This window comes from Nitrosopumilus sp. S4 (assembly GCF_054515835.1).
The window spans coordinates 396,122-421,101 of the sequence record NZ_CM137258.1; the positions used below are offsets into that span (position 1 = coordinate 396,122).

The following is a 24,980-nucleotide window of genomic DNA, read 5'->3' on the forward strand; positions in this document are numbered from 1 at the left end:
TGTGTAATGATTGCGGCTCTGAATTTTGTGATAGCTGTATCAAAAATCATAAGCATTGATGATAAATTGTACATATATCGAATTTAACATAAAAAATTAGGACAATATTTTCTGACTAATCTTTGGTTTTTATTACCATTTATTGAAATTTTTGCTATTGTCTGATGGCAAGACCTCTAAACTATCAACTAAAGAAATTATTCTAAAAGGAAGTATAATTGCAATTATTGTATCAGTGCCATCATTGGTAGTGTTTTTTCTAGCATGGATTGTTTTTGATGATTTAATGATAGGGGCAATTCTTGGAGCAGTAGTGCATTTTATCGCAATGGGCTTTTCATTAAAAATTTCAAAAAAGATATTGGTAAAAAAGTAATTCTTAGAATATGTTTTATGTATAATGCTGTATTTTGGTAAATAATGGATTCTTCTAAACTAGAAAATGATCTTATTTCTGAAATTAAACTAGATCCTATTCAGGCTAAAGTGTATTTACTAGTAACTTGTTATGGAAAAATGTCATCAGCAACTATTTCAGAAAAACTAAAGATTTCTTTTGAATCTGCACAAAAGGCAGCTAAAGATCTAATGGAATTAGGTGCATTCATAGATATTTCTGATTCAGAATTTGAAGCAATGCATCCTAGATTTACTGCAGTCAATATGTTTAGAAGAATGTGTGAGCGTGAAAAAATTGAATTCAAACGAAATAAAATAGTTGATAATATAGGGGTAATTTTAGAAAGATTTTATGATGATGCAAGAACTAAATAATACTAATTATTGGTGAACAACATTGAGTATAGATACTGAAACTTGTAAACATCAGCCTATCTACTTTGGCGTAGTAAACATCAACATAGATGAGAGAACCATTGGTTCTGTTGATGTCTGGAGATGCGGTGTTTGTAAGAAAAGATTCTGTGAGGAAAAACAATTAGGAATTGAAGAGATTGCTGATTTAGTAGGAATGCCAAAAATTGATGCAGATGCAAAATGGGGAGTAACTGTATGTAAACTTCAACAAGGCAAATACAAATGGAAACTAGTAAGACTAACTGAAAATGGAGAGATTAAACATGAATGCCTAGATGAAAAAATTGTTCCTCTGAAAATTAGTAATTTCAAAGTTGAGGATGATAAGCATTGGAGCTTTTTAATTGATGATAATATTAACAAAGCAGTTGAAATTTAATTTTTAATATGGATCTTAAAGTTCACATAAATAATGTTCATGGAAGCCAAATGGCTGCAAAGATAACAGGTAATTTTACAATAGATGATAATGAATTTCGATTTACTGCAATTGCATTTGGTAGGATTGGCGGACAAAATATTGGTGCCAAAATTTCTAAATCTACAGAAAAGGAATTGGAAAAATTGGGATATGATGTTGATGAAGTTATAATGTTACTTCAAAAAAATCTACTCCAAGGGGATCTAACTCTACCTGAAGGACTCAAGAAAGAATCCTTTGTAGATGACTAAAATTCTGCTTCTTCTAATGCCTTAGCACACGAACAGCTTCTAGTTTTTGGAATTTTATCAATTAATTCAGTTAAGATTTTTTTTGTCATTTCTACATTTTTTGAAAGAGTTTCCAGTACCTCTTTTGCTGTAACTGGTTTTTCAGCCCATACATCATAGTCAGTTACTGTAGAAATTGATGCATAGCATATTTGGGCTTCTCTTGCAAGTTGGCATTCAGGAACCAAAGTCATTCCAATAATGTCTGCTCCTGTTGTTCTATAGAATTTTGATTCTGCTTTAGTTGAAAATCTTGGTCCTTCAATGCAGACATATGTACAATCTTTATGCATCTTTAATTCAAGATTGTTTGTAACTTTAAGAATTGATGATTGTAATTCAGGGCAAAATGGATCTGCAACAGAAATATGAATTACTCTTCCATCTTTGGAAAATGATCCATCTCTTGATTTTGTAAAATCAATAAACTGTGATGGTAAAACAAAATGTCCTGGCTCTAATTCTTCTTTGAGACTACCAACTGCTGATGGTGCAATAATTCTTGTTACTCCTAATTCCTTAAACGCCCAAATATTTGCCTTAAAGTTAATCATGTGTGGAGGAATCGAATGTTTTTTTCCATGTCTTGGAAGAAATGCAATTTTTCGGCCTTTAAAAATGCCTATCGTAATAGTATCTGATGGTTTTCCATATGGTGTATCTATATCAATTTCTTGAGGATCTTCAAGTAATCCGGAATCGTAAATCCCAGTTCCTCCAAAAATTCCAATTTCTATATCTTTTTCCATTAATACTTCACCAGTGATTTACAATCATAATTGTTAATTCCCTTAATTCCACCAAGTTCTGTCAATTCTATTATGAATGCAAAACCTGCAATTTTTCCTCCAACCTTCTCGATTAATTTTGCAGATGCCTTTGCAGTACCTCCAGTTGCAAGCAGATCATCGCATATGAGAATTCTTTGGCCTTCTTTGATAATGCCTTTTTGAATCTCTATTGTATCCTTGCCATACTCTATAGTGTATGATAACTTTACAGTTTTTCCAGGTAACTTACCTGCTTTTCTAATCATAATCATTCCTTTGTTATATCTTGAAGCTAAAACTGTTGCAAGAATGAATCCTCTTGATTCAATCCCAGCAAAAACATCGATATTCTTTGGATGAAAATATTTTGCAAACTCATCAGCAATATATGATAATGATGAAGGATCCTTCAATATGGGACTAAAATCTCTAAATAAAATTCCTTTTTTTGGAAAATTTGGATATTCAGTAATCTTGTCTTTTAGATTCATGATAGAATTTAATATCATCTGAAATAAAATTGTTTGAAACTAAATCTCAAAAGTTGTTTCTACTTCATTAAATGCATCAGATGCTTTCAGTGTGTATGTTCCTGGCACTGCATCTTTTGGAATCTTCCATGGTTGATTTATCTCACCCGATTTTGATGATGGGAATTCCAATTTTTCTACCTGCTCTCCACTATCAGATAAAATTGTAATTTTTACTGTTTGCTTTGCACCAAAAATATGTATATTAATAAATTCATTTATCCCGTCTAATTTTCCAGCATCAGTGACCACAACTACCATTCCTTCTTTGACTACTCCTAGAACATTAATTTCTGTAATGTCAAAGTTTGCCCCGCTTTTTGCCTTTATTGTCCAAACTCCTGGTTCCGCATCAGAAGGAATTCTAAAAGAATCTTCAGAAATCTTTCCTGTCTTATCTGAGTATGTTTCCCTAATTTTTACTTCATTTCCTTCAGGATCAATTAATGATAAAGTTAGAATTATGTTGGGCCCAGTATTGCCTAGAACTAAAACAGAGTCTCCTGGATTGTAATCTACTTTTGTAGTGTTGATATCAATTTCACCAGAACCTACTTGTAGACCTACTGTGAATGTTTCAGAACTTTGTGCACTTCCCTTTTGTACTACTGCAGTGTAAACACCAGATGCATAACCTTTCAATGGTAGAGAATATTTTCCCCTTCCATCAGGTAAAAGCTGAATTGTAATATCTGATTCTTTAGGTTTGTCACCAGGATCCACAATTAAAAGACTTACTACATCTGATGGCTGTCCAGAAAATGTAATAATTGCTGTCTCAGTTGCTTTATAATTTAATTTATCAAATTCTAAATTAACTGGAATTACAGCTAATTGTCCAAGTCCTGCAAAAATTAATTCTTTATTTTTTTCTTGGGCAGCAATTAATGTGTATGTCCCTTTTGGAGAATTCATAGTAGTTTGATATTCAAATTCTACAAGACCTGTTTCATCAACTTGAATAATATCTGAGAATACTTCCTTTCCAATAGGATCTTCCAATCTTAACTCCATTGGTACATTTGGAATTGCTGTTCCGTTAAATTTCATAATATCTCCAAGTTCAAATTGTAAATCAATCGGATTGATAATGATTACTCTTCGTGGTTCTACCTTCCATTTGATCTCAATGGTTTGTCTGCCATCTGAAATAGTTGATTTGTATTCTCCTAACAAAGAATCTAATGGTACCATAATTGGCTCAGGTAATTTCCAATTTCCCTTGGAGTCAATTGTTGCAGTACGTGAATTGATCACTACTCCTTCTGGAGAATAAATATCTGCTTTAATTGCACTTCCTGGTTTACCGGTGCCAAAAATATCCAAGATATCTCCTCTCTTAATTACACTAGGAACTCCTTGAACTGTAAGTTTAACGTCATCAACTGGGATTCTATTATCCACTCCTCCAATTCTAAGACTGATTTTTTTTTCTTCTCCTGCTTTATTTTGTATTTTAAAATCTACTCTATCTGCATTTTCAGTCTCGGGAATTTTCATAGTAGTCATAAAATGCCCATTACTGTCTGTTTGGAAACTACCAATCTTTTTTGAATTAATGTAAAAATCAAATTCTTCAGATGCACCGAATTTTTCTCCTGTAACTCTAATAGTTGAACCCACATTGGGTTTTTCGGGAATTATTCTAAATGTAGAATCTAATGATATACTCTCAGTTATGTTATCTGTAGGTTGAGTTTGTTTTGGCTGGGTATTTTCTATTACCTTTGGTAAATCACCAGCTAACACTTTTCCAGTATCTAATTGTTTGTCGTTTTTATCTAATGCCTTCCAATTAATTCCAGGTTTGGCTTTGTCTGTCTTTACTCCGAATTTCACTGATTCACCAGGTTTGATTGTTTCAGATGATGTAAATATTATAACTCCTTGTGGTGTTTTCTCACCCACCCATCCCTTTTCAGTTTTAAAAGATTTAAAGCTAAAATCACTTCCTAACCATATTCTAAAGGTGTTAATGTCTTTAGTTGAATCATTAGTTAACTCGATAATTGTTGTCTCTTCTAATGCAATGCTTTTTACATTAACTTCCTCGGCAAATGAATTTGGTAAATTCGTAATTAGTATAATGGAAAGTAACAATGCTGTTGAAAGGAAAATTCCTCTCGTAGAGGATTTATTCATGTAAGTTAGATTCTGCATCTCTCATTTAACCTTAAAGCTTCTTTCCTACTTTTTCATTTTTTATTTCAGTATCTTTCATGAGAAAACTTCTTAAATCTTAAGCACGTGCCCTTTGAAATTTATCCAAGTCAGGCTTGGTGACAACATTTTGATATTGTCTAATTCTTTCAGCAATTAACCTGTACAATGATCTAAATTGGTCTTTAGTTTTATCTGATAGAAAGCTTGTCTCCTCTAATGCAATTTTTTCACAAATATACCTGGTGATCTCTTCATTGTTGAATTGTCCCCAATCATCGTCTCTATGTTCTTGCCATATTTTCTTTAATTTCTCCAAAATTCCCTTTCCCTCTTTTGAAGACACTTCTAGTGGAGTCAAATTTGAAAAACCCTCTCGTCTTAACTTGATTTCATATGTTTGATTTACAGGATAAAGATAATCTTCTAGAACAATATAGTCTTCAATTGATTCTAATTTTTTTCCTTCTCTTTCAAAGAAAATAGTCTGAATTGATGAAAATTCATTTGATGCTAATTGTGCTGAGATTTGTTTTGATTCATCAGAATTATCTAATAAAATAAAGGTCTTGTAGCCGTGATTTCTATAAAATATAGCCAATGGCAAAACTGAATTTTTGTTATATGCTGCTACTACATTCAACGGATTCATTGAGATATTGGGATCTTGGAGGAATTTATCAAAAGCATTAAGATACATTGCATCTGACATTGTCTCTACTATGATCACTGGTCGTGAATTTGTTCCAATCTCTCTGTCTACAATTGATTCCACTTGTCCTCTTGATAATCCATACAAAATCGGTGTTAGTGTTTTATCATCTGCATTCCAATAATCATAAAATATTCTACTAAGGTGTTTTCTCTTATCTAATTCCACAACAAGCAAATTTCCAGGTGTGTAATCAAATATCATAAATGGTGAGTGAGTTGCATACAAAACTTGATTTGATCCTGCTAAATTTTTCAACAAATCTGAAATGCCCATTTGTTGTGTTGGATGAAGATTTCTTGCAGGTTCATCAAGTAGTAATATAGCTTCTTTTAGTTCTGCTCTTTGTGTCTCAGCTGCAAAGTTTACAATAAAAGAAAATGTCCACTTGAATCCTTCTGCTCTTCTATTTAATAGTCCTGTGTTTGTAATTGTTCCATCTTTGTGAACATCTGAAATTACAACACTCATAATATTTCCAGGATTGTATCTTAGGTCAACATGGATTGGATCACCTTTCCATGCAGGATTTAATTTACTTGTTAATCTATTACTTGCAGCATTTAGTAATTTGATGCACTTTGATGGGCTTTCTTTGACTGCATCTAACTCTTTCATATCTAATTCTGCTAGATAGAAAAGATTCCTTACTGTCTCGGCTTTGTCAAATTCTTCAATATACTCAATTGAATCTGCTCTTTCACCCCTTTCTTCTCTGAGATATTCATTAAGATTGATATTCCCATAGATTTTTTTGTAATCTGAAAAATATACAAATCTTGGATGCAAATCTGACCAAATAAAATTCTGCAGTGCTGTTTTTTCACTTTCACCACTGAGGAGGTTTGGATATTGGTTTTCTGGTTTTTCGTAGATTTTTTCCCATTCTTCAATTACTTTGGGCTCTTGAATGGCAATAACATGAAATTGATTACTAAATTCTGCCATACCACTATCAAATGCTTCTTGATTCTTTGGTACTGATCCTTCAAAAAATTTAGTGTCGATTTGTATTCTTAGATGATTTGGAATTGTACTCAAAAACTCTAAAATCTCTTTAGAAAAATTCTCCCATGAATTGATTCCTTCATTAGAACTGTCACTAAGTTTGATGTCTTCAAACTCATACTGCACTTTTGGATTTCTATTTGTTCGAATTAATTTGATTTTTTTAATTTCAGGTAAATTAGGAAATTTTTCTTTTATCAATCCGATCTCATGTTGATTTAACTCAAACTCTCCCTCTGCTAATCTTATCTCATCTTTGAGCTCCTCATTCATTTCATCACACAAATCTAACTCTGAAACAATTTCATCTCTGTTCAATAGAGTCAGTGCTTGAAGAATTGTAGTTTTTCCACTCTCATTTCTACCTACAAAAGCAGCTAAATCGCCTACTGTTATTTCTCCAGAATCATGAATGCAACGATATGCTCTAACTCTGAATTTTCTAAGTCGCATCTAGCGATATTTAGTCGGCTACGATTTAACTCATTCGTCAAATTCATCTCAAGTTTTCAAAATCTACTAAATAGATATAAGGGAATTACAGTTCTTAAAACAAATGGCATCAGGAAGAGTTTTTGTTGTATTTTTGTTACCTGTTATCTTTTCAGTAATTTTTGGCTCTGCGGTTATGGCTGATATTCTAGATAAACCTGATAGGGAGTTAAACATGTGGCCAATGTCTCATTCTGATGGTATTTCATCTCATAGTTCATCCATTGAAATAATTGGGCTTTCAAAACAGTATTCTACATCTGAACCTGTTGAAATTCAAATCAAAATTAACGATTCTTCATTTGATTGTGGGGATCTTTATGTGACTATTTATTCTGCTGGAAAAAGTGATGTAATCACTCAAGGTGGATTTTTTGAGCAATGCTTTGTTCAAGGAAATCAAATTTTACCTATCGATGACAAATTTTCCAAGGCTATAGATATTCCAGGCAATTATGAAATTGTAGTGGATATGGTTTCAAAACAACTCAAGAATATCTCAATTAGTGGGACATTTAGTGTTAAATAGGAATGAGATATTGCATGGTTAATAAGAAATTGAGGTTAAAAAATAAGGTGATTTAATGGCAAAGAAAAAAAATTCTCTAATTGAAGAAGCTGAAAAAATAAAAAGTGAAATTGATCAATTAAAAAAGAAAAAAACCTCTTCTAAATCAAAAAAACCTGCAGCAAAAGCAGCAAAGAAACCTGCAGCCAAAAAACCTGCAGCAAAAGCAGCAAAGAAACCTGCAGCCAAAAAACCTGCAGCAAAAGCAGCAAAGAAACCTGCAGCCAAAAAACCTGCAGCAAAAGCAGCAAAGAAAACAGAAGAAAAGCCAGTAAAAGTAAAAAAATTAACTAAAAAGGAATTAGAAGAAGCTAAAAAGGAAGCTGAAAAAACACTTGAAGAAGAATTAGAAGAACAACTCTCTGATGAAGAGATAGAAAATTTTCAAATCGAAAAGGTTGACATGGAAAGACTCACTAACAGAGTTTATGATATTCTAGCAGAACGTGAATCAGGTGGAATGTTTCAAAGTGAATTATGGAAAAAACTTAAACTTACAAGTCGTGATGGTTCTAGATTAGCATTAAAACTAGAAAGAATGGGTACTATTACTCGAGAAAAAATTCTTGAGAAAGGCCGTTGGACTTACAAACTAATAATCAAAAAAACACCAATCAGTACTCAATCAATTGAAAATGCTCCTTGTCTGGTTTGTCCTGTTGAACAAAAATGTTCACTAGAAGGTGAAATAAGTCCAAGAAATTGTCAGTTCATTGAAGATTGGGTAATTGCTGAAATGAAGAAACCTGCGAAGTCCAAATGAAACTTCAAGATGCAAGAAAAGATCATTATAGAAAATTAGCCCATGAACAAGGTTATCGTAGTAGAGCAGCTTACAAACTAAAAGAACTAAATCAATCCTATAGGGTAATTGGTCCTGGATTTTATGTTCTTGATTTAGGATGTGCACCTGGTGGGTGGACTCAGATGGCTGTAAAATTAGCAGGAAATCAAGGAAAAGTAATGGGCGTTGATTTGTCCTATGTAGAAGAGATACCTGGAGCCCATATCATTCGTGAAAATATAGAAGATGAGATTGTAGTTGATGAGGTATTGTCTTATTTTGGGCGTAAAGTCAATGCTGTTATCTGCGATTTATCTCCGCAAGTAAGTGGGAATTGGACTGTAGATCATGCTAAACAAATTTCATTAAATTATGATTGTACCAAAATTATGGATAAAGTTTTAGCTCATAAGGGAAATGCGATCTTCAAAGTTTTTGATGGTGAATTCTCAATGGAATTCAAAGACTATGTCAAGAAAAAATTTTCAAGAATAAACCTTACCAAGCCTAAAGCAAGTAGAAAACAAAGTAGTGAATTGTATTATGTTTGTCTGGGTTTTATTGGATAGACTGAAAAATTTTAATAATCTCTTCTATGTTTGCATTTGTTCTGAACCCTGTTGGACTAAATGACGTAACACTGGATTGAAAATTATTTTTTTGTAAATTCAATATTGTATTTTCTAGTTTTGGTGGCGATGCTTTCATTTTTGATGCAATCTCATCAATTGTAAAATATGTTCCAGGCATTTCTGACTCTGCAAGACATTTGTTCAGTATTTTTTCACAATTTTTATCCACTTCTAAATTAGAAATTTCTAATAACATTTTTTGAATAAAATCTTTTTCAAAAATTTTTCCAATCCATAAAGGTCCGGCTAAATTTATTTTTAAATTACATAATTCACATGTTTGCTGAGTTTCTGATGAAATCTTTCTGTGTCCACAATTCTTGCAATGAATTATGTATCCCAAATTATTTTGTTGATCTGGTCTGTTTAAAATTTTAACAAATGTTCTATAGTAATGCATATCACTTTCTACAAATAATGGAATTATTGTAACTCCCAATCTTGCTGCAACCACTCTTAGGCAACCTAAAATCAGTCTTATTGCAATCTCATTCCCATATTCTGCTCTAACAGGAACTCCTCCGTACTTTCTCTTACAAGCCTCATTGAATAGCCCATTGAGAACTTGCAAATCTGTGGCAGCAGTCGAGAGAATCCCTCCATGCATAGTGGCCCTAATTCCACAGTCAAAAAATGCTGCAGGGGAGCCAAATGGGTCTATATCTACAATTGAGCCTCGTTCTCCCTTTTTTGAATATTGGCTTAAAAATCTGCAGACCTCTTTTTCAGAAAATTCTACGTTTTCTAATTTGTTTAGGTTGGCTGAATACTCAGCCATTTTTAGAGCAGTTGGATTTAGATCATTGATTACTAATTTATCTACATGCAATTCATTTGCAACACGCAACCCTCTTGCACCAATCCCAGATAGTCCTTCTAAGAAAATTTTTGGAGCTTGAAAATTATTAAGAAAAGCTGCATATGCAATTATGGAAAAATCTCTATTGAGTCTTGCTTTTGGATTAAAGAATGCTGGTTTTTTTGGTGGAACCTTATCTGTTAATGATTTTTTTGGTACTAGTAATTTTGTCTTACCTTCAATTATTTCTTGAAATGATTCATCAGGAAATTCCAAACTAATTTCATTTTTTTCTAAACGTATAACGGTTTAATACTTGTGTTTTTAGACAAAGTTCGTGCAAATTTGTGGAATTGATGATGCTGGAAGAGGCTCAATGTTGGGCCCACTAGTAATTGCAGGAATTTCCTTGGATAAAAGAAAACTACGAAAATTATCTTCTTTGGGTGTTAAAGACTCTAAAAAATTGTCTCCTAAATCACGTGAAATACTTTACAAAGAGATCATTAAACTAGTTGATGATTACTATATTACAAAAATTTCTCCAAAAATTATTGATGCTAACGTTAAACACCACTGTCTAAATGGATTAGAGGCAAAATATATGGCAAAAGTTGTATCAAAACTAAATGCTGATACATCTTATGTTGATTCGTGTGATGTAAATCCAAAAAGATTTGGTAAGGAAATTTCTACTCTCTCAAATAATCATAAAATTAAATCATATCATCATGCAGATAGTAGATTTGTAATAGTATCTGCTGCATCCATTTTAGCAAAGGTAGCTAGAGATAAGGCAATTGCCAGATTGCGTAAAAGTCATGATTTAGGAAGTGGATATCCATCAGATTCTGTTACTGTGAAATTTGTTAGAAAATACTATCAAACCAATAAAGAAATGCCTAGTTTTGTGCGTAAAAGTTGGAAACCAGTACAGAATATTATTTCAAAAAACTAATTTTTTGCTTTTGCTACAATCATTGCATGATCCTTATCATATGGATGCAAGTCAATTGATTGTAAAATATGAAATTTATTTCTTATTTTTTCTGTTTCTTCTTCTACTATTCTCTTTGGTGATTTTGTTACATCTATGCTTCTTGTTTTGATTACTAGAAAAAAATATCCTTCCTTTTTTAGAAACATTTCACAATTATCTAATGCAATTTGGGTTTGGTCTGGTTGTGCAATATCTACATACACAACATCTACTTTTCCAAACACTGAAAAATATTCTTTTGGCTTTCTTGCATCTTGAAGAATTGGCATAATATTTTTTCTATACGATGCAACTCTGTCCAAAAAATCTCTTGCAACTCTACTTGCATGCTCAACTGCAAAAACTATTCCACTTGGACCTACAATGTCTGAAATATGACTGACAGTGGTTCCTGTTGATGCTCCCAAATACAAAACTTTACTTTTATTTTCAAATGGAAAATAATCTAGTTCATTCATTATTGCTGCTGCTAATTTACTCCTAAAGGGATCCCATAATCTGTACTCAATTCCCTTTTTGGAAATTAGTTTTTCTTTGTATACTTGATTTCCAGGAACAATATTTTCAGTAGCTAGTTTTCTTTCGCCATCTGATTTAATCCAAAAAAATGATTGATTATCTTCTTCCAAACTTCTTTCTCTTTTTATTTGAACCAGATCTTTCTTTGCCAGATCCACCTTCTCTTCTTCTTTCTCCACCTTCTCTTCTTCTATCGCCAAAGTTTCCACCTTCTCTTCTTCTTTCTCCACCTTCTCTTCTTCTATCGCCAAAGTTTCCACCTTCTCTTCTTCTATCGCCAAAGTTTCCACCTTCTCTTCTTCTATCGCCAAAGTTTCCACCTTCTCTTCTTCTTTCTCCACCTTCTCTTCTTCTATCGCCAAAGTTTCCACCTTCTCTTCTGAAGGTTTGAGGTGATCTCATGTCTTTTTCAGTAGGATTTTCATATTTCTTGCCTATTTCATCAACTCTGACATTGAGTTTTTCTAGTAATGTTTGGTTTAGTCCTTCTCCGTAAACATCTACTCTGGCAGCAATTACAGCTTTTGCTGCAACTGCACGTGCAATTTTTCCTCTTTGCCATCTTGGTGCAGAATGAACCATAGCGTGTTGGAATAATAATCCGTGTTTTGGTGGTTGAGACCCAGTTTTTAATGATCTAAACAATGCTTTTTCAGCTCCTAAAACTTGTATTGTACTTGCTGGAAGTGATGCCAATCTTTTGAGACTACCTGCTCTTCCTAAAATTCTTGCACCTACTGCAGAACCAAGAATTGCAGAAAGATTTGGTGCAATTGTATTCATCTCAGATTCTACATGCTCTTCAAGTTTTTTACGTAAATCATGAAAGTCTAGAATTTGTTTTGCAATGGATTGGACAATTGCTAAATTGACATCTGATATATCCCCCCCTCGACTTTTAGTAGAAATTAATGATAACATTTCTACTTTAGATTCAGGAAAACCTGCCTCTTCAAAAACTTGTTTTGTTAATGATTCTCTTTTTCCTGCCATTACAATTTGAGCATAACCATTGATACTATCAATTACATTATCTAATTCTGGAAAATGTAATCCATACCATTCTCTAAGTCTTGAACTTAGACCATTTGCAATTTTGTCAATTTCATCAAGTGAATTAATTGCCTGGATGATGTGTAGATCTGGACTTTCTGATACTTCTGTTACTTTAGAAGAAGAAATTCCTAATGCAAACTCTCTTAGTTTTCCTAATGTATCTTGAAGATTTGAAGCAAAACCTGAATCAACTATTATCTGTGGTTTTGTTGCTTGAACAGTTTCAAGTTCACTTGAATCCATTAAATGTGAATCAATTGAATATTTTTTCAAAATGGCCAATAATGATTCATCACTGACTGAAACTCCTCTCTGAATAGAAGCAAGATAATTTACAAGCTCATTAAGTTTTGACTCTTTATTTTTCACTGCAATATACTCTTTAACTGAATTCGAAAATGGGAATGCCTTGTCCAGCTTTCCATCATTGAAAACTGAGATTCCCAATTCTGTTAAAATTACAGAATACATGACTAGTACAATCTAAATCACCTTTAAAAAAGGTACCAGAACAGCAAATCAACTATTATATCCCAAACTAAGTCCATTAATCAAAGTGGAACCTAGTCTTGAAACTTCCATAGGTCAAATTCATCTAAAGAGACCAGTTATGTTAGCTTCAGGAATTTTAGGCATTTCTTTGGATGTTTTTAATCGACTTTATCGCTCAGGTGCTGGAGCAGTTGTTACAAAATCTTTGAGCACAGAACCATGGGAGGGTTATCCAAATCCTACAATCTTTAGTGTAAAGGGAGGTGGTTGGATTAATGCCGTTGGACTTTCAAATCCTGGAGCACCTAATTTTGCAAAAATGATAGAACCAAACAAAGACGTTCCAATTATTGTAAGTTTGGTTGGATCAATCCCTGAGGACTTTGAGATGATGGTTAAGCAGTTTGAAAATTGTAAGGTTACTGCATATGAATTGAATTTATCATGTCCGCATGTTGCCAAAGTTGGCTTAGAAGTTGGAGATGATCCTGAATTGGTAAAAAAAATTGTGACTACCGTAAAAAATACCACCAATGTTCCAGTTATTGCAAAAGTTGGTTTAGGTACCACTCACTATCTTGAAACTGTGGGTACTGCAATAGAGTCTGGGATTGATGCTGTTACTGCTATTAACACTGTTAGAGCAATGGCAATTGATACTGAAACACAAAGACCAATTTTGAGTAACAAGTTTGGAGGGTTATCTGGAACACCAATTAAACCGATTGCATTAAGATGTGTTTATGAAATTTCTTCAAAATATGATATTCCAATAATTGGTTGTGGTGGAATATCTACATGGGAAGATGCAATAGAATTTTTCTTAGCTGGTGCTTCTGGAATTCAACTGGGAAGTGCAATAGGTGATAATTGGATTCAAGTTTTTGATGAAATTAACAATGGAATAATTCAATATATGAAAAGAAAAGAATTTTCTACAATAAAGGATATGGTGGGACTTGCAAAGAAATCATAATCATCCTACAATTGTAACTGTTGAGCAAGTTATTGATGAAACACCCACTGTTAGAACTTTAGTTTTCTCTGATGACATAATGTCAAATGTTTTACCCGGGCAATTTGCAATGGTTTGGATTCCTGGCATTAATGAGTTGCCGATGAGTGTAATGATTTCTAAAGAATCGGGAAAAGCTGCATTTACTGTTAGAAAACATGGACCAGCTTCTACTGGATTATTTAATATCAAAAAAGGAGAACAAATTGGAATTCGTGGTCCTTATGGAAATTCTTTTGATCTTAAAGAAGGTAAACTATTGTTAGTTGGTGGTGGAACCGGACTTGTTCCAATGATGCGATTACTTACATTTGTTAAACCAACTGATGATGTTACTGTTCTAATTGGTGCAAAAACAAAAGATGAAGTATTCTTTGAAAAGTTGGCAAATACACTATTAGAGAAAAATTCTCACAAAGTAATTGTTTCAACTGATGATGGAAGTTATGGTGAAAAAGGCTTTGTTACTGATTTGGTTGAAAAACTTGTTAGTGAAACAAGATTTGATGGCGTCTATACTTGTGGACCTGAAGTAATGATGTACAAGACAGTAAAATCAGCTCATTCTCGAGGATTATTTGTCCAGGCAAGTCTTGAAAGAATGATGAAGTGTGGAGTTGGAATTTGTGGTAGTTGTTGTGTTGGTGAAGATCTTGTTTGCAGAGACGGAACTGTCTTTGATGGAGAGCATTTATCAAAAAATAAAGAATTTGGTTATTTTCACAGGAATAAGGCTGGAATTTTAGAAAATTATTAAGTTTGACTAGCAAGGTTTAAAATAAATCATAAAATTATTTCGTTGAAGGGTATGGGAACTCCAAAGATAGTGTTAACTGCTGATAGAACGCTAATGTCGCCATACCGTGGTTTGTCATTGGCCACATTTTTTGGATGTGCTCCAGCAATAGACCCAAATCGAGATAAGAGTAGTTTTTGGTACAAGATTCTTGGAAAACAAGTAACTCCAAAAATTTTGTTTGATTTTATTTGTAATTATATTCCTCATACAAACGGTGTTGCAAATTATGCACCATACGGCTTGAGAAAATTAGAGGCTGGTTTACTTCGAGACGGTTTTAGTAGACAGGATGTTGTAGTTGCTCATCCGGATCATATTGAGCAGTTCATTGGACCTCAAACGGAAGTTATTGGAACCTATGAAATGGATCCACTTGGAATGGGTCCTGTAACAATGACATTCACTTATGGTAGAAAACAAATGTCCTATGACGAATATTATAACACCGAACTACATCATCGAATCAAAGCTGCAAAAGCAAAAACTGGAAGCAAAGCAAAAGTAATTTCTGGTGCTTCAGGAACTTGGCAATACAACTATGATCCAGAAAAAATTGAAGAATTTGGAATTTATGCAATTTTAGAAGGAGAACTTGGAGGTATAGCTCCGGAAATTGATGGACATGCAGGTCGATTCTTCAACTATTTGATTAATGGTGATTTTGAAAATATGGATCCTTTCAGAAAACGTAGTGACTTTAAAGTTAACATCAAAGAATTTGAAAGAAACGGAAAGAAACTACATGGAAGATTTGTAAATTTCTGGGATAGACCAGAACTAGAAGAGATTCCTGACATCGTAGAACCAAGTATGCATGGAATGGTTGAAGTAATGCGAGGTTGTGGTAGAGGATGTAAATTTTGTGACGTTACATTAAGATCATTGAGATATTATCCTCCAGAAAAAGTAAAAAGAGAAATCGAAATTAACATGAAGAAAGGTGGTTCCAAGTCTGCTTGGATTCACAGTGATGATATCTTTGTTTATGGAATGGATCCCCGTACTGCAAAAGGTATGGAGCCAAACAGAGAAGCACTAGAAGAATTATTCACCGCAATAATGTCTACGGGTGTTGAACACACAAATCCTACACATGGAACTTTGGCAGGAGCTATTGCAGATGAGAAGTTAATTCCAAATCTTTCTAGAATCATGAAGGCTGGCCCTGATAACATGATTGGTGTCCAAGCTGGATTTGAAACTGGAAGCCTTAGATTAATTGGCAAATATGCTGATAGAAAACTTGCACCATACTCACCAGATGAATGGCACTGGGTTGTAAAAGAAGGTGTCAAAACTCTGAATCAGGATTATTGGATTCCTGCATTCACTTTGATTATGGGTCTTGACAATGATGAAACTCCTGAAGATTCATGGGAGACTATTCGTCTAATTAGTGAATTAGAGCATGAACAACCTGATTCAATGTTTACTGCAACAGCACTAACATTTGTCCCAATTGGATTGCTAGAAAAATCTGATTTCTTCAATATTGGAAATGAAATGACTCCTGCTCAACTAGGCGTTTTATACAAGACATGGCAGCACAATTTCAAATATGGTATTCAAAAATTCATGACTAAGACTGGTTCTAAAGGACCTCAGAGATACTTCTTTAATGCGATAGCAAGATCTCTTGGTGGTGTTCCATTAGGTGCAATGGAAAGATATGCACGCAGAAAGAGTAAGGAACACGAGCAAGTTATTGAGACTGTTAAAGCAAAGTACTGGTAGTCATACAAATACATAAATTCACTAAATGGTGATATTATAACATGGCAACACACGGTTCACTTACCAAAGCAGGTAAAGTAAGAGGACAAACTCCAAAGGTTGAAGGAAGAAAGATTGTAGGTACAAGCTCTAGTCTTAGAAATAAGAGCAACTTCAAAAAACGATTTGTTCTTGGTAGATTCCCAGGACAAAACAAACCAGGCCAAAGAAGAAAGAGACGTTAGTCAATCATTACTAGAATTTTATCAAATTGCGATCATTTTCTAAAACAATACTCTTATAAAGTACTGGTACCGTACCATACGGTATGGTAGAAGATTTAAGATTAGATAGTTTAGAGGGCGTAGGTCCTGTAACTACAAGAAAATTATCCGATGCAGGTATCCACAACGTCATGGATCTCATCGTCAGGGGTCCTGTAGAAATTGCAGAAATCACTGGAATGGAAAAGGATACTGCTGACAAAATTGTCAATAAAGCCCGCCAACATTTAGTTGAAGGTGGATTAATTGCTAAAGATTTTGTTAGTGCAAGTGAAATTTACAAGCACAGACAAAGTATAGGTAAAATTACAACAGGTACAAACTGTCTTGATACGTTATTTGATGGTGGAGTTGAGACTCAAGCATTAACAGAAGTGTATGGTGAATTTGGTTGTGGTAAGACACAATTTGCTCATACAATGTCTGTGATGGTTCAAAAAAGCAAAGAAGAAGGCGGTCTTGAAGGCAGCGTTTTGTATATTGATACTGAAAACACTTTTCGACCTGAAAGAATTGTATCCATTGCACAAGCTCATGAGATGGATCCAGAAAAAGTACTTGATAATATCATAGTAGCACGTGCATACAACAGTGCACACCAAGTACTGATCCTAGAAGAAGCTGGTCCAATAATTGAAGAGCACAATGTAAAACTAATTGTTGCAGATTCAGCAGTTGGATTGTTCCGCTCTGAATATCTTGGAAGAGGTACACTATCTACAAGACAACAAAAACTAAATCACTTTGTTCATCTGCTATCTCGAATTGCAGAGACATACAACTGTGCTGCAATTGCAACCAACCAAGTAATGGCTTCCCCTGATGTTTTCTTTGGAGATCCAACACGTCCAATTGGTGGAAATGTAGTTGCACATACAAGTACCTACAGAATTTACTTTAAGAAATCAGGCAAAAAACGAATTGCCAGAATGGTGGATAGTCCTCATCATCCTGAGGAAGAAGTCATCTTTGCACTAGGTGAAGCAGGAGTCATAGACCCTGAAGATGCAGAGAAAAAGACCAAAAAGACTACTAAAAAGACAACTACCAAAAAGACCAAAGAAGTAGAGGCTACAGTAGAAACACCAGTAGTTGAAACTCCAGAAGTAGAGGCTACAGTAGAAACACCAGTAGTTGAAACTACAGAAGTCACTCCTGCAAAAAGTGATAACGAAAAATCTGTAGAATCTACAAGTGCAGAATCTGATGATTCTGAACCAATAGAAGAGTAAACCTCTCTATTTTCTATTTTCTTTAATTTTTTCCTTCATTGATTAAATTATAATATGATTTGAGAAGTTAGTACTTCATGACAGATCTTTATAGATTTCTTCCTGAAGAGATGGAAAAGCTAGTAATGGATATGGGTTATCCTAGATATCGAGCTGATCAAATATTACTTCCGTTATATTACAAATTCCCAAAAGACATCAACGACATACCACAACTGCCAAAAAAACTACGAGATGAACTAACAGAAGCTGGGTACACTATTGGTTCTGCTAAAGAGACCCATAGAATTGTAAGTGAAGATGGGGAGACAACAAAGCTATTGCTCAATTTATCAAATGACAATAATGTGGAAACAGTTTTGATGCAATACCCTTCAACTAAAATTGGTGGTCATCCAAGATCAACGATTTGTGTTTCAACTCAAATTGGATGTGCAATGGGATGTGTATTTTGTGCAACCGGACAGATGGGATTTGAAACAAATCTCAAAGCTGAACATATTGTATCTCAAGTGATTCATTTTGCAGAAATTTTAGAGAAACGTGGAGAACATGTAACCAATTTGGTGTTTATGGGAATGGGTGAGCCAATGGCAAACTATGATGAAATGATTAGAGCCATACGAATTTTAACACATGATAGAGGTTTTGGACTAGGTCAACGACACATCACAGTTTCTACTATCGGTATTGTATCTGGAATCGATAAACTAGCTGAAGAAAATTTACAGATTGGTCTTGCCATATCACTTCATTCTCCAAACAACAAATTACGAAAAGAACTTGTTCCTACTGCAGGACCAAATTCTGTTGAAGATATTATTGAGGCAGGAAGACGTTATTTCAAAAAAACTGGAAGACGTGTGACTTTTGAATATGCCTTGATGGAGGGAGTTAATGACTCTCCAGAAATTGCAAAAGAACTTGCAAAACTTTTGAAAGGAAATGGCTCTCATGTTAATCTGATTCCAATTAATCCTACGGCAGGGGATTTTAAGAGGCCATCAAAGGCAAGAGTACTCGAATTTGAGAGAATTTTGTCCGATGCTGGTGTAAATTGTACTGTGAGAGTAGAGAAAGGAACTGAGATCTCTGCTGCTTGTGGACAACTACGAACCGACATAATTGGCTAATTTTTGCAAAAATCTGTTCTAAGTCTTAAAATAGGGCTTTCAGAGATTTCACACTTATGGCAACTAAGAAATCCCATGGTCGTTCACACGGATTTAAACACAAATCCCGATCTGTTATGAAAAAAGACGCCCCAAGAGGAGTCTCATTCTTACTTCGTGAATATCATGAGGGTCAGCAAGCACTTGTCATCATTGATCCAAGACAGCACAAGGGATTACCACACAGACGATATCACGGTAAAGTAGGTGTCGTTACTAAAGTTGGAAGACGTGCTATTACCCTTGATGTAAAATTAGGTGATAAATCGAAAACCTTAATCACTAGATTGGATCACATAAAACCATTCGGTGTATAGATATGGAAGAAATAAAAAAGAAACAAGCTATTTCTCTATCAGAAGTTAAAGAAATTTTAGGAAAAGTTGATCCTGAAGAGATGGACCAAATTCAACGTTGGACATTTGATTATGTTTCAAAATTTGTATCTATAGAACCAAAAGATGCCAAAGACATGAAAAAACAACTTATCAAAGAATGTGAATTGACAGAAGATGAAGCTGTTGAGATTGTAAACATTAGACCAACAAGCTTAGCTGAATTGCGTTCTTTTACATTTGGTTGGAAAAAACTAATTCTTGCTGAGACACTAGAAAAAATGCTCAAGATAATCAAGGAGCACTCGTAACTTTTCAGGAGCATTTTATTTTGCATCGGGCACAATCCCCACCTAGAAAGTATGAGGAATATGCATATGTTCTAGATTTTAATCCAAGAGGGAAATCATCAACAGTTAGAGGAAGAGAAGGCATCATTGTTACTGCCATTGGTGAAGATCGTTTAACACTATTAGAAGTTCTTGGTGTTCCAAATTCTACATTTGAAATTGGTGAGAAGATATACATCGGAAAAGAAGGACGAACCAAAGTTCTATCTGTTTTAGGTAAGATGGATTATGATAAAATATCATCATCTGCTCAAAGTGAATTGCCAAATGTGGTAGAAAACATTGTAACTAGCAATGAATCAAAATTTGTTTCATATCTTAACAATGCAAGACCTCTGACTCCACGAATTCATGCACTTGAACTAATTCCTGGAATTGGAAAAACCTACATGAAAACAATGCTGGAGGAGAGAGAGAAGAAACAGTTTGAGAGTTATCAGGATTTGCAAGACAGAGTTGGATTCAAAGAACCAATCAAACACATCTCCGAGAGAATCATGGATGAAATCACTGGTGAGAGTAGAATGAATCTCTTTGTAAAGAGATGATAAAGCGAAAACTACTCGGACAACACTTTCTAAACTCACAATCAATTGCTCAATCCATCGTTTCTGAGGCTAAAATATCAAAAAATGACGTTGTTTTTGAATTGGGAACAGGACTAGGAATACTAACTCCACTTCTTTGTGAGAAGGCAGGGCAGGTCATCTCAGTTGATGCTGATGAGAAATTAACTAAAAATGCCCAGTCAAAGTTTTCAAATCATGATAATTTGATTTTAAAATCTGGAGATGGATTTAAAAAAAAAGATTCATTTACAATCTTTGTCTCAAATCTTCCTTATTCTAGAAGCAAAGATGCAATAGAATGGCTTTCACAAAAATCCTTTTCACATGGAGTAATAATGGTTCAAAAAGAATTTGCTGAAAAGATTCTTGCAAAATCCACCAAACAAAGAAAAGCAATTAGCGTAATTGCCCAGCATGCTTTTGAAATAAATACTATCTCAAAAGTGGGAAAAAACAATTTTTCACCTCCCCCAAAAATTGATTCAGTAATTTTAAAAATTAAACAAAAAAACACTCTTCCAAAGGAGTTAATTCAAACTATTAACAAAATTTTCTCATATAGACGTAAAACCATCAAAAATATTCTAAAACAATTTGACAAGGAAACATTAATCGATAAACGAGTAGATGATCTGTCTGGAGATGAAATAATTAATCTTGCAAAGCAAATACTTGAAAAATGAGGAATATCCTCCATCTGAGGATACTTTTTTCATTGCAAACAATATTGAAAATGAAAAAGGAGATTTTGCTTTAGATATTGGTAGCGGGTCTGGATATCTAACCTCTATTTTGACTGATAATTTCTCATTTGTTGTTGGAACTGACATTAACTTTGATGTATTGACACATCAATCCTCATACAAAACACAAAATCTGATTTGTTGTAACGGATCAGATGCACTAAAAATAAAATTCGATTTTATTGTGTGCAATTTACCTTACCTTGCAACAGATGAGATCTTAGATGTTGCAACCGACGGTGGGGCAGAAGGATTTGAGATTCCAAAAAAAATCTTTGATTCGGCAATTAATAATCTCAAAGAGCATGGGAAATTTGTTTTTGTTACATCTTCTCTTTCAAACTATGAAAAACTCATCAATTACGCACAAAAATTGGGCTTGAGTACTAGAATTATAGCAAAAAAGAAACTATTCTTTGAAGAACTGATTTTAGTTGAAGCTAGAAATTGATTATTTCTTTAGATTGTTTTTTGCGTATTCGATAATTGCATCAGTCATCTGAGTAGTTGATGCATTACCTCCAATATCCCAGGTTACTGCCTTTCCTTCGTTAATTACTTGGTATGTTGCATCAAAGATTGCATCTCTGATGTCTTTTTCTCCAAGATACTCTGCCATCCATGCACCTGATAGAACAGTTGCAGTTGGGTTTACCTTGTTTTGTCCTGCAAATTGCGGTGCACTTCCATGTGCTGCCTCAAACATTGCAAAATTATCTCCCATATTTGCAGAATAAATTAATCCAATAGAACCCACTAGACCTGAAGCAAGCTCAGAGATAATATCCATAAATAAATTAGTGCTAACTAGTACTGACCCATTGAACTGTTCAGGATTTACTACCATCTGCTGAGCCATGTTGTCAATGTAAATTTCAGATAATTCAATTCCTGTTCCTTCAACTGCCTTTTGGGCGCAATTCCAAAAAATACCGTCAGTCTCTTTTAGAATATTTCTTTTAGTGATTGCAACCATCTTCTTCAAGTTGTATTGATTTGCCCACTTTACAGCTGAATTTAGAAATCTATCACAGCCTTGTCTTGTAATCTTTCTAATTGCAATAGCTGCATCATCGTTAATTTTTGCCTCAACTCCTGTATAGAGCCCCTCTGTTGCTTCTCTGAAACAAACACAGTCAAGCTTTCTATTTGGTGTTAATCTATCAAATGTTTTAGTTGGTCTTATGTTGGAATATAACTCGAATTTTTGACGCAATGTAACTGCAACGCTTCTTGGTGCACCTGGAACTGGAATAGTTGTGGTTGGTCCCTTAAAGCAAGCATCTGATTCTTCTAAAATCCTGATAGTCTCATCAGGAATGTATGATTTGTCCTTTCTTCCATTTTTGTCCCACTGCTCAGAGCCTGCCTCGCACAGAATAACCTCTGATTGCATATTGCACTCTTTTAGAACTTTGAGCATTGATTCAACAACTTCAGGACCAATTCCGTCTCCTTTCATCACTGCTGCTTTTTTACTCAAAACTGCATAAACTTGAGGAGATTATTATTTAATCCTACCTTGATTATTAGAATTCATTGCAATCTATAGATATGATTTAAAAGATGATTGTTACATTAAACAATAATGCAAATAGTTCAGATCTCTGATCTTCATGTCGGTTCCCAATTTTTACAAGAAAAATTTGATATTCTAGTTGATGAAGTCAATGAACTTAATCCTGACGTGATTGTAATTACAGGAGATCTTACCAATGAAGGGTTGATGGGAGAATACAAAAAATGCAAATCATTGCTAGAGAAATTTAAAACAAAAAAAATTATCACCATCAGTGGTAATCATGATTACAGAAACACTGGTTATCTTTTATTTAAAAAATATTTTCCATTTGAAACAGTAAATGAGCTAGGTGATGATGTAGTTTTAGTTACTGTTGGAACTGCAAGGCCTGATAGAAATGAGGGCGAGGTTGGACATAGGCAAAACTTGTGGTTGGAGAGAACCATGAAAAAATACAAAGACAAAGTAAAAATTGTTGCAATGCATCATCATCTGATTGCGATTCCTGACACTGGCTCTGATCAACTAACTGTAGTTGATGCTGGTGATGTCTTACGAGCTGTGCTGGACTCTAAAGTTGATGTTGTCTTATGTGGACACAAGCACCGACCTTGGGCTTGGAATTTTAAAACACTAACAGTTGTCAATGCTGGAACTGCAACCTCAGAGCGAGTTCGTGGATTATTTGAAAATACATACAACATACTCACAATTTCAAACAAAAAGATACAAGTCGATCTCAAAATTGTAGGTGGAAAAAGAATGCCAATTGATGAATTGGTAAATAACTACAATCTTTCAGCTGACGAGTGAATTTATTTACAGATTAATTCTAGGCTTCTTCATGCGGGGGTCGCCTAGCCTGGTAGGGCGTGGGATTGCTAATCCCATGTCCGCAAGGACTCGGGGGTTCAAATCCCCCTCCCCGCGCCATCAAAAATTAAACTTAATAGACCGAATCGGTAGGTTTCTTTAATGGGACGCAGAAAAACTCAAAAAATTATTCGCACAGGCCCAAAAAATGCAACAACTGGAATGTGCCCAGTCTGTAAAACAATTGGTAAGGTATTCCTTCTTGGTCCACCAGGACAAGAGAGAGGAAAATGCGAGAAATGTCGCCAAGAGTTTGAATTATAGTTCAAAAAGCTAACCCGTCCATCAAAATATTTACCCATAACTTTTTAAGACAAATTTTTCCTGATAGATAAATATGAGTTCAGAAGCTGAAACCATCTATGAGAGAGTTGCAAAACTTGAAGATGAGATTGCATTACTCCGAAGTGAAGTCGATATTCTAAAAAGAGCATTGAGAAATAAAATAGCTCGTCATGAAATCTCAATGATCAAAAAAGGAACCGACGTAGATTCAATTATTGATTAATTTTTTGTCTTTATACTTCTAATTAATTCCAAAATAAAATCTACATCTTCTGCATTTGGATTAATTTCTAAATACTTGTTGAGGTACTCTAACGCAATTTCTGGATGCAATAGTCTTTCTTCTAAAATTCCTTTATCCCTGATGTCTTCTGGTGATTCAGGCTCTATTGCTAAAACCATATTTACACATCGAAGTGCTTTATCATAAACAAACGATTGGACATATGACTTTTTTAAATTTCGTGTTAGTCGAATTAGAATTTGTTCTGAACTAATCTCATCTAGAAACTCTGGTTGGAATTCAAGCTCACCACCAAAATTTGTATCTAGAATTTCCTGCAAGTCATCAACGTCTAATAGTCTTCCATCATAAAACGGATCTAAGATCATCTCCTCATTGTATTTTACAAGAACATGGCTTGGAAATCCTACGATTTTAAGTTCTAGTCCAATAAATTTTGCAATTTCTGCATATAGGATTGAAATGGTAATTGGAAGTCCTACTTTTTTATCAATTACCTCATTTAGAAAATTGTTTTTGGGATTATAGTAATCATTATCATCGCCACTAAATCCTAAATTCTCAAAAAGATGCTCATTTAACATTGAAATTAAGTACGTTGGATTTTTTACATCACTTAGTGACTCTTTTAGAGACATTCCGATCTCATTGATTTTTTTGATATAATCGTCTACTTTGAGATCTGGGTATTCTATAATCTGAGCAAATTTCAAACACTTTTCAACGAGGTTGAAGTTTGGATTCTTTACAAATGAAACCCATTCAGCTACAAATGGATCAAAATCTTCTTTCAAT

General features: G+C 34.1%; 31 protein-coding genes and 1 tRNA gene. 23 read left to right on the forward strand and 9 right to left on the reverse strand.

From position 1 onward, the window contains the following. Positions 1 to 157: 157 nt before the first annotated feature. Genes ACX119_RS02135 through ACX119_RS02150 form a run of 4 tightly spaced genes read left to right on the forward strand, consistent with a single transcriptional unit; the run spans position 158 to position 1,488 of the window. Positions 158 to 376, forward strand: a complete 219-nt coding sequence (locus tag ACX119_RS02135; protein ID WP_459351503.1) for a hypothetical protein — start codon at positions 158 to 160, stop codon at positions 374 to 376. A gap of 44 nt (positions 377 to 420) precedes the next feature. Next, positions 421 to 774, forward strand: coding sequence for a hypothetical protein (locus ACX119_RS02140; protein ID WP_459351504.1), 354 nt, complete (start codon positions 421 to 423; stop codon positions 772 to 774). A gap of 22 nt (positions 775 to 796) precedes the next feature. Beyond that, entirely contained in the window at positions 797 to 1,195 is a 399-nt protein-coding gene (locus ACX119_RS02145; protein ID WP_459351505.1) for a hypothetical protein, read from the forward strand. Positions 1,196 to 1,203: 8 nt separating this feature from the next. Then, positions 1,204 to 1,488: a hypothetical protein gene (locus tag ACX119_RS02150; protein WP_459351506.1), complete on the forward strand. Its 285-nt coding sequence runs from the start codon at positions 1,204 to 1,206 to the stop codon at positions 1,486 to 1,488. Here the strand turns inward: ACX119_RS02150 and ACX119_RS02155 are convergent. From ACX119_RS02155 to ACX119_RS02170, 4 genes are all read right to left on the reverse strand, one after another. Then, positions 1,485 to 2,276 (reverse strand): S-methyl-5'-thioadenosine phosphorylase, encoded by a 792-nt coding sequence (locus ACX119_RS02155; RefSeq protein WP_459351507.1) that lies wholly within the window; start codon positions 2,274 to 2,276, stop codon positions 1,485 to 1,487. The genes ACX119_RS02150 and ACX119_RS02155 overlap by 4 nt on opposite strands. After that, positions 2,276 to 2,788: an adenine phosphoribosyltransferase gene (locus tag ACX119_RS02160; RefSeq protein WP_459351508.1), complete on the reverse strand. Its 513-nt coding sequence runs from the start codon at positions 2,786 to 2,788 to the stop codon at positions 2,276 to 2,278. The genes ACX119_RS02155 and ACX119_RS02160 overlap by 1 nt, the downstream gene beginning before the upstream one ends. A gap of 39 nt (positions 2,789 to 2,827) precedes the next feature. After that, the gene (locus tag ACX119_RS02165; RefSeq protein ID WP_459351509.1) at positions 2,828 to 4,969 is read right to left on the reverse strand and encodes a biofilm-associated protein; all 2,142 of its coding nucleotides are present in this window, start codon (positions 4,967 to 4,969) and stop codon (positions 2,828 to 2,830) included. A gap of 97 nt (positions 4,970 to 5,066) precedes the next feature. After that, positions 5,067 to 7,160 carry an AAA family ATPase gene (locus ACX119_RS02170; protein WP_459351510.1) on the reverse strand — a complete coding sequence of 698 codons (2,094 nt, stop codon included), beginning with the start codon at positions 7,158 to 7,160 and terminating at the stop codon, positions 5,067 to 5,069. Positions 7,161 to 7,263: 103 nt separating this feature from the next. Between ACX119_RS02170 and ACX119_RS02175 the strand changes: the two genes are divergently transcribed. From ACX119_RS02175 to ACX119_RS02185, 3 genes are read left to right on the forward strand one after another with little or no spacing between them, the layout of a single operon-like run. Further along, positions 7,264 to 7,728 carry a hypothetical protein gene (locus ACX119_RS02175; RefSeq protein ID WP_459351511.1) on the forward strand — a complete coding sequence of 155 codons (465 nt, stop codon included), beginning with the start codon at positions 7,264 to 7,266 and terminating at the stop codon, positions 7,726 to 7,728. A gap of 55 nt (positions 7,729 to 7,783) precedes the next feature. Then, complete coding sequence (locus tag ACX119_RS02180) at positions 7,784 to 8,530, forward strand: helix-turn-helix transcriptional regulator (RefSeq protein WP_459351512.1); 747 nt, start codon at positions 7,784 to 7,786, stop codon at positions 8,528 to 8,530. Beyond that, entirely contained in the window at positions 8,527 to 9,120 is a 594-nt protein-coding gene (locus ACX119_RS02185) for an RlmE family RNA methyltransferase (RefSeq protein ID WP_459351513.1), read from the forward strand. The genes ACX119_RS02180 and ACX119_RS02185 overlap by 4 nt, the downstream gene beginning before the upstream one ends. On the opposite strand, the gene ACX119_RS02190 is transcribed toward ACX119_RS02185, so the two are convergent. Further along, entirely contained in the window at positions 9,110 to 10,258 is a 1,149-nt protein-coding gene (locus ACX119_RS02190) for a tRNA (guanine-N1)-methyltransferase (protein ID WP_459351514.1), read from the reverse strand. The two genes, ACX119_RS02185 and ACX119_RS02190, sit on opposite strands and share 11 nt — an antisense overlap. 61 nt (positions 10,259 to 10,319) lie before the next feature. On the opposite strand from ACX119_RS02190, the gene rnhB reads away from it, so the two are divergent. Then, the gene (gene rnhB / locus ACX119_RS02195) at positions 10,320 to 10,940 is read left to right on the forward strand and encodes a ribonuclease HII (RefSeq protein ID WP_459351515.1); all 621 of its coding nucleotides are present in this window, start codon (positions 10,320 to 10,322) and stop codon (positions 10,938 to 10,940) included. Here rnhB and ACX119_RS02200 read toward each other — a convergent pair. Together ACX119_RS02200 and ACX119_RS02205 are read right to left on the reverse strand one after the other, a co-directional pair. Then, positions 10,937 to 11,701, reverse strand: a complete 765-nt coding sequence (locus tag ACX119_RS02200) for a fibrillarin-like rRNA/tRNA 2'-O-methyltransferase (RefSeq protein WP_459351516.1) — start codon at positions 11,699 to 11,701, stop codon at positions 10,937 to 10,939. The genes rnhB and ACX119_RS02200 overlap by 4 nt on opposite strands. Then, positions 11,598 to 13,028, reverse strand: coding sequence for an NOP5/NOP56 family protein (locus ACX119_RS02205; RefSeq protein WP_459351517.1), 1,431 nt, complete (start codon positions 13,026 to 13,028; stop codon positions 11,598 to 11,600). Before ACX119_RS02205 ends, ACX119_RS02200 begins: the two co-directional genes overlap by 104 nt. A gap of 85 nt (positions 13,029 to 13,113) precedes the next feature. On the opposite strand from ACX119_RS02205, the gene ACX119_RS02210 reads away from it, so the two are divergent. From ACX119_RS02210 to ACX119_RS02260, 11 genes are all read left to right on the forward strand, one after another. Continuing rightward, entirely contained in the window at positions 13,114 to 14,025 is a 912-nt protein-coding gene (locus tag ACX119_RS02210; protein ID WP_459351518.1) for a dihydroorotate dehydrogenase, read from the forward strand. After that, positions 14,009 to 14,821, forward strand: coding sequence for a dihydroorotate dehydrogenase electron transfer subunit (locus tag ACX119_RS02215; RefSeq protein WP_459351519.1), 813 nt, complete (start codon positions 14,009 to 14,011; stop codon positions 14,819 to 14,821). Before ACX119_RS02210 ends, ACX119_RS02215 begins: the two co-directional genes overlap by 17 nt. A gap of 51 nt (positions 14,822 to 14,872) precedes the next feature. After that, a complete protein-coding gene (locus tag ACX119_RS02220; RefSeq protein ID WP_459351983.1) occupies positions 14,873 to 16,597 on the forward strand; it encodes a B12-binding domain-containing radical SAM protein in 1,725 nt (574 codons plus the stop codon). 41 nt (positions 16,598 to 16,638) lie between these two features. After that, positions 16,639 to 16,821 (forward strand): 30S ribosomal protein S30e, encoded by a 183-nt coding sequence (locus ACX119_RS02225; RefSeq protein ID WP_048115322.1) that lies wholly within the window; start codon positions 16,639 to 16,641, stop codon positions 16,819 to 16,821. Between the two features lie 83 nt (positions 16,822 to 16,904). After that, the gene (gene radA, locus ACX119_RS02230) at positions 16,905 to 18,092 is read left to right on the forward strand and encodes a DNA repair and recombination protein RadA (RefSeq protein ID WP_459351520.1); all 1,188 of its coding nucleotides are present in this window, start codon (positions 16,905 to 16,907) and stop codon (positions 18,090 to 18,092) included. Positions 18,093 to 18,169: 77 nt separating this feature from the next. Next, the gene (gene rlmN / locus ACX119_RS02235) at positions 18,170 to 19,225 is read left to right on the forward strand and encodes a 23S rRNA (adenine(2503)-C(2))-methyltransferase RlmN (protein WP_459351521.1); all 1,056 of its coding nucleotides are present in this window, start codon (positions 18,170 to 18,172) and stop codon (positions 19,223 to 19,225) included. 56 nt (positions 19,226 to 19,281) lie between these two features. Further along, positions 19,282 to 19,581 carry a 50S ribosomal protein L21 gene (locus tag ACX119_RS02240; protein WP_459351522.1) on the forward strand — a complete coding sequence of 100 codons (300 nt, stop codon included), beginning with the start codon at positions 19,282 to 19,284 and terminating at the stop codon, positions 19,579 to 19,581. Positions 19,582 to 19,583: 2 nt separating this feature from the next. Beyond that, the gene (locus tag ACX119_RS02245) at positions 19,584 to 19,910 is read left to right on the forward strand and encodes an RNA polymerase Rpb4 (RefSeq protein ID WP_459351523.1); all 327 of its coding nucleotides are present in this window, start codon (positions 19,584 to 19,586) and stop codon (positions 19,908 to 19,910) included. Positions 19,911 to 19,930: 20 nt separating this feature from the next. Then, entirely contained in the window at positions 19,931 to 20,497 is a 567-nt protein-coding gene (locus ACX119_RS02250; RefSeq protein WP_459351524.1) for a DUF655 domain-containing protein, read from the forward strand. Then, positions 20,494 to 21,201, forward strand: a complete 708-nt coding sequence (locus ACX119_RS02255) for a ribosomal RNA small subunit methyltransferase A (RefSeq protein WP_459351525.1) — start codon at positions 20,494 to 20,496, stop codon at positions 21,199 to 21,201. Before ACX119_RS02250 ends, ACX119_RS02255 begins: the two co-directional genes overlap by 4 nt. After that, on the forward strand, positions 21,176 to 21,712 hold the full coding sequence (locus ACX119_RS02260) for a HemK2/MTQ2 family protein methyltransferase (protein ID WP_459351526.1): 537 nt from the start codon (positions 21,176 to 21,178) through the stop codon (positions 21,710 to 21,712). Before ACX119_RS02255 ends, ACX119_RS02260 begins: the two co-directional genes overlap by 26 nt. Here the strand turns inward: ACX119_RS02260 and ACX119_RS02265 are convergent, their stop codons facing one another. Continuing rightward, positions 21,713 to 22,744 (reverse strand): isocitrate/isopropylmalate dehydrogenase family protein, encoded by a 1,032-nt coding sequence (locus ACX119_RS02265; protein ID WP_459351527.1) that lies wholly within the window; start codon positions 22,742 to 22,744, stop codon positions 21,713 to 21,715. Between the two features lie 105 nt (positions 22,745 to 22,849). On the opposite strand from ACX119_RS02265, the gene ACX119_RS02270 reads away from it, so the two are divergent. The 4 genes from ACX119_RS02270 (at position 22,850) to ACX119_RS02285 (ending at position 24,164) form a co-directional block, all read left to right on the forward strand. Continuing rightward, complete coding sequence (locus tag ACX119_RS02270; protein ID WP_459351528.1) at positions 22,850 to 23,596, forward strand: metallophosphoesterase family protein; 747 nt, start codon at positions 22,850 to 22,852, stop codon at positions 23,594 to 23,596. Between the two features lie 33 nt (positions 23,597 to 23,629). Beyond that, positions 23,630 to 23,716: transfer RNA gene (locus ACX119_RS02275), tRNA-Ser, on the forward strand. Between the two features lie 42 nt (positions 23,717 to 23,758). After that, the gene (locus ACX119_RS02280) at positions 23,759 to 23,920 is read left to right on the forward strand and encodes a hypothetical protein (RefSeq protein WP_179371275.1); all 162 of its coding nucleotides are present in this window, start codon (positions 23,759 to 23,761) and stop codon (positions 23,918 to 23,920) included. Positions 23,921 to 23,993: 73 nt separating this feature from the next. Beyond that, positions 23,994 to 24,164: a hypothetical protein gene (locus tag ACX119_RS02285; RefSeq protein ID WP_008299658.1), complete on the forward strand. Its 171-nt coding sequence runs from the start codon at positions 23,994 to 23,996 to the stop codon at positions 24,162 to 24,164. On the opposite strand, the gene ACX119_RS02290 is transcribed toward ACX119_RS02285, so the two are convergent. Further along, positions 24,161 to 24,979, reverse strand: a complete 819-nt coding sequence (locus tag ACX119_RS02290; protein ID WP_459351529.1) for a SirB1 family protein — start codon at positions 24,977 to 24,979, stop codon at positions 24,161 to 24,163. The genes ACX119_RS02285 and ACX119_RS02290 overlap by 4 nt on opposite strands. Position 24,980: the final 1 nt, after the last annotated feature.

What these genes read in the sequence shown, in the direction of transcription:
- ACX119_RS02225 (WP_048115322.1), top strand. Translation starts at nt 16,639, where the DNA reads ATGGCAACACACGGTTCACTTACCAAAGCAGGTAAAGTAAGAGGACAA.
- ACX119_RS02245 (WP_459351523.1), top strand. Translation starts at nt 19,584, where the DNA reads ATGGAAGAAATAAAAAAGAAACAAGCTATTTCTCTATCAGAAGTTAAA.
- ACX119_RS02140 (WP_459351504.1), top strand. Translation starts at nt 421, where the DNA reads ATGGATTCTTCTAAACTAGAAAATGATCTTATTTCTGAAATTAAACTA.
- ACX119_RS02170 (WP_459351510.1), bottom strand. Translation starts at nt 7,160, where the DNA reads ATGCGACTTAGAAAATTCAGAGTTAGAGCATATCGTTGCATTCATGAT.
- ACX119_RS02205 (WP_459351517.1), bottom strand. Translation starts at nt 13,028, where the DNA reads ATGTATTCTGTAATTTTAACAGAATTGGGAATCTCAGTTTTCAATGAT.
- ACX119_RS02270 (WP_459351528.1), top strand. Translation starts at nt 22,850, where the DNA reads ATGCAAATAGTTCAGATCTCTGATCTTCATGTCGGTTCCCAATTTTTA.
- ACX119_RS02220 (WP_459351983.1), top strand. Translation starts at nt 14,873, where the DNA reads ATGGGAACTCCAAAGATAGTGTTAACTGCTGATAGAACGCTAATGTCG.
- ACX119_RS02280 (WP_179371275.1), top strand. Translation starts at nt 23,759, where the DNA reads ATGGGACGCAGAAAAACTCAAAAAATTATTCGCACAGGCCCAAAAAAT.
- ACX119_RS02285 (WP_008299658.1), top strand. Translation starts at nt 23,994, where the DNA reads ATGAGTTCAGAAGCTGAAACCATCTATGAGAGAGTTGCAAAACTTGAA.
- radA (WP_459351520.1), top strand. Translation starts at nt 16,905, where the DNA reads ATGGTAGAAGATTTAAGATTAGATAGTTTAGAGGGCGTAGGTCCTGTA.
- ACX119_RS02255 (WP_459351525.1), top strand. Translation starts at nt 20,494, where the DNA reads ATGATAAAGCGAAAACTACTCGGACAACACTTTCTAAACTCACAATCA.
- ACX119_RS02180 (WP_459351512.1), top strand. Translation starts at nt 7,784, where the DNA reads ATGGCAAAGAAAAAAAATTCTCTAATTGAAGAAGCTGAAAAAATAAAA.
- ACX119_RS02165 (WP_459351509.1), bottom strand. Translation starts at nt 4,969, where the DNA reads ATGAATAAATCCTCTACGAGAGGAATTTTCCTTTCAACAGCATTGTTA.
- ACX119_RS02185 (WP_459351513.1), top strand. Translation starts at nt 8,527, where the DNA reads ATGAAACTTCAAGATGCAAGAAAAGATCATTATAGAAAATTAGCCCAT.
- ACX119_RS02175 (WP_459351511.1), top strand. Translation starts at nt 7,264, where the DNA reads ATGGCATCAGGAAGAGTTTTTGTTGTATTTTTGTTACCTGTTATCTTT.
- rlmN (WP_459351521.1), top strand. Translation starts at nt 18,170, where the DNA reads ATGACAGATCTTTATAGATTTCTTCCTGAAGAGATGGAAAAGCTAGTA.
- ACX119_RS02150 (WP_459351506.1), top strand. Translation starts at nt 1,204, where the DNA reads ATGGATCTTAAAGTTCACATAAATAATGTTCATGGAAGCCAAATGGCT.
- ACX119_RS02240 (WP_459351522.1), top strand. Translation starts at nt 19,282, where the DNA reads ATGGCAACTAAGAAATCCCATGGTCGTTCACACGGATTTAAACACAAA.
- ACX119_RS02155 (WP_459351507.1), bottom strand. Translation starts at nt 2,276, where the DNA reads ATGGAAAAAGATATAGAAATTGGAATTTTTGGAGGAACTGGGATTTAC.
- ACX119_RS02160 (WP_459351508.1), bottom strand. Translation starts at nt 2,788, where the DNA reads ATGAATCTAAAAGACAAGATTACTGAATATCCAAATTTTCCAAAAAAA.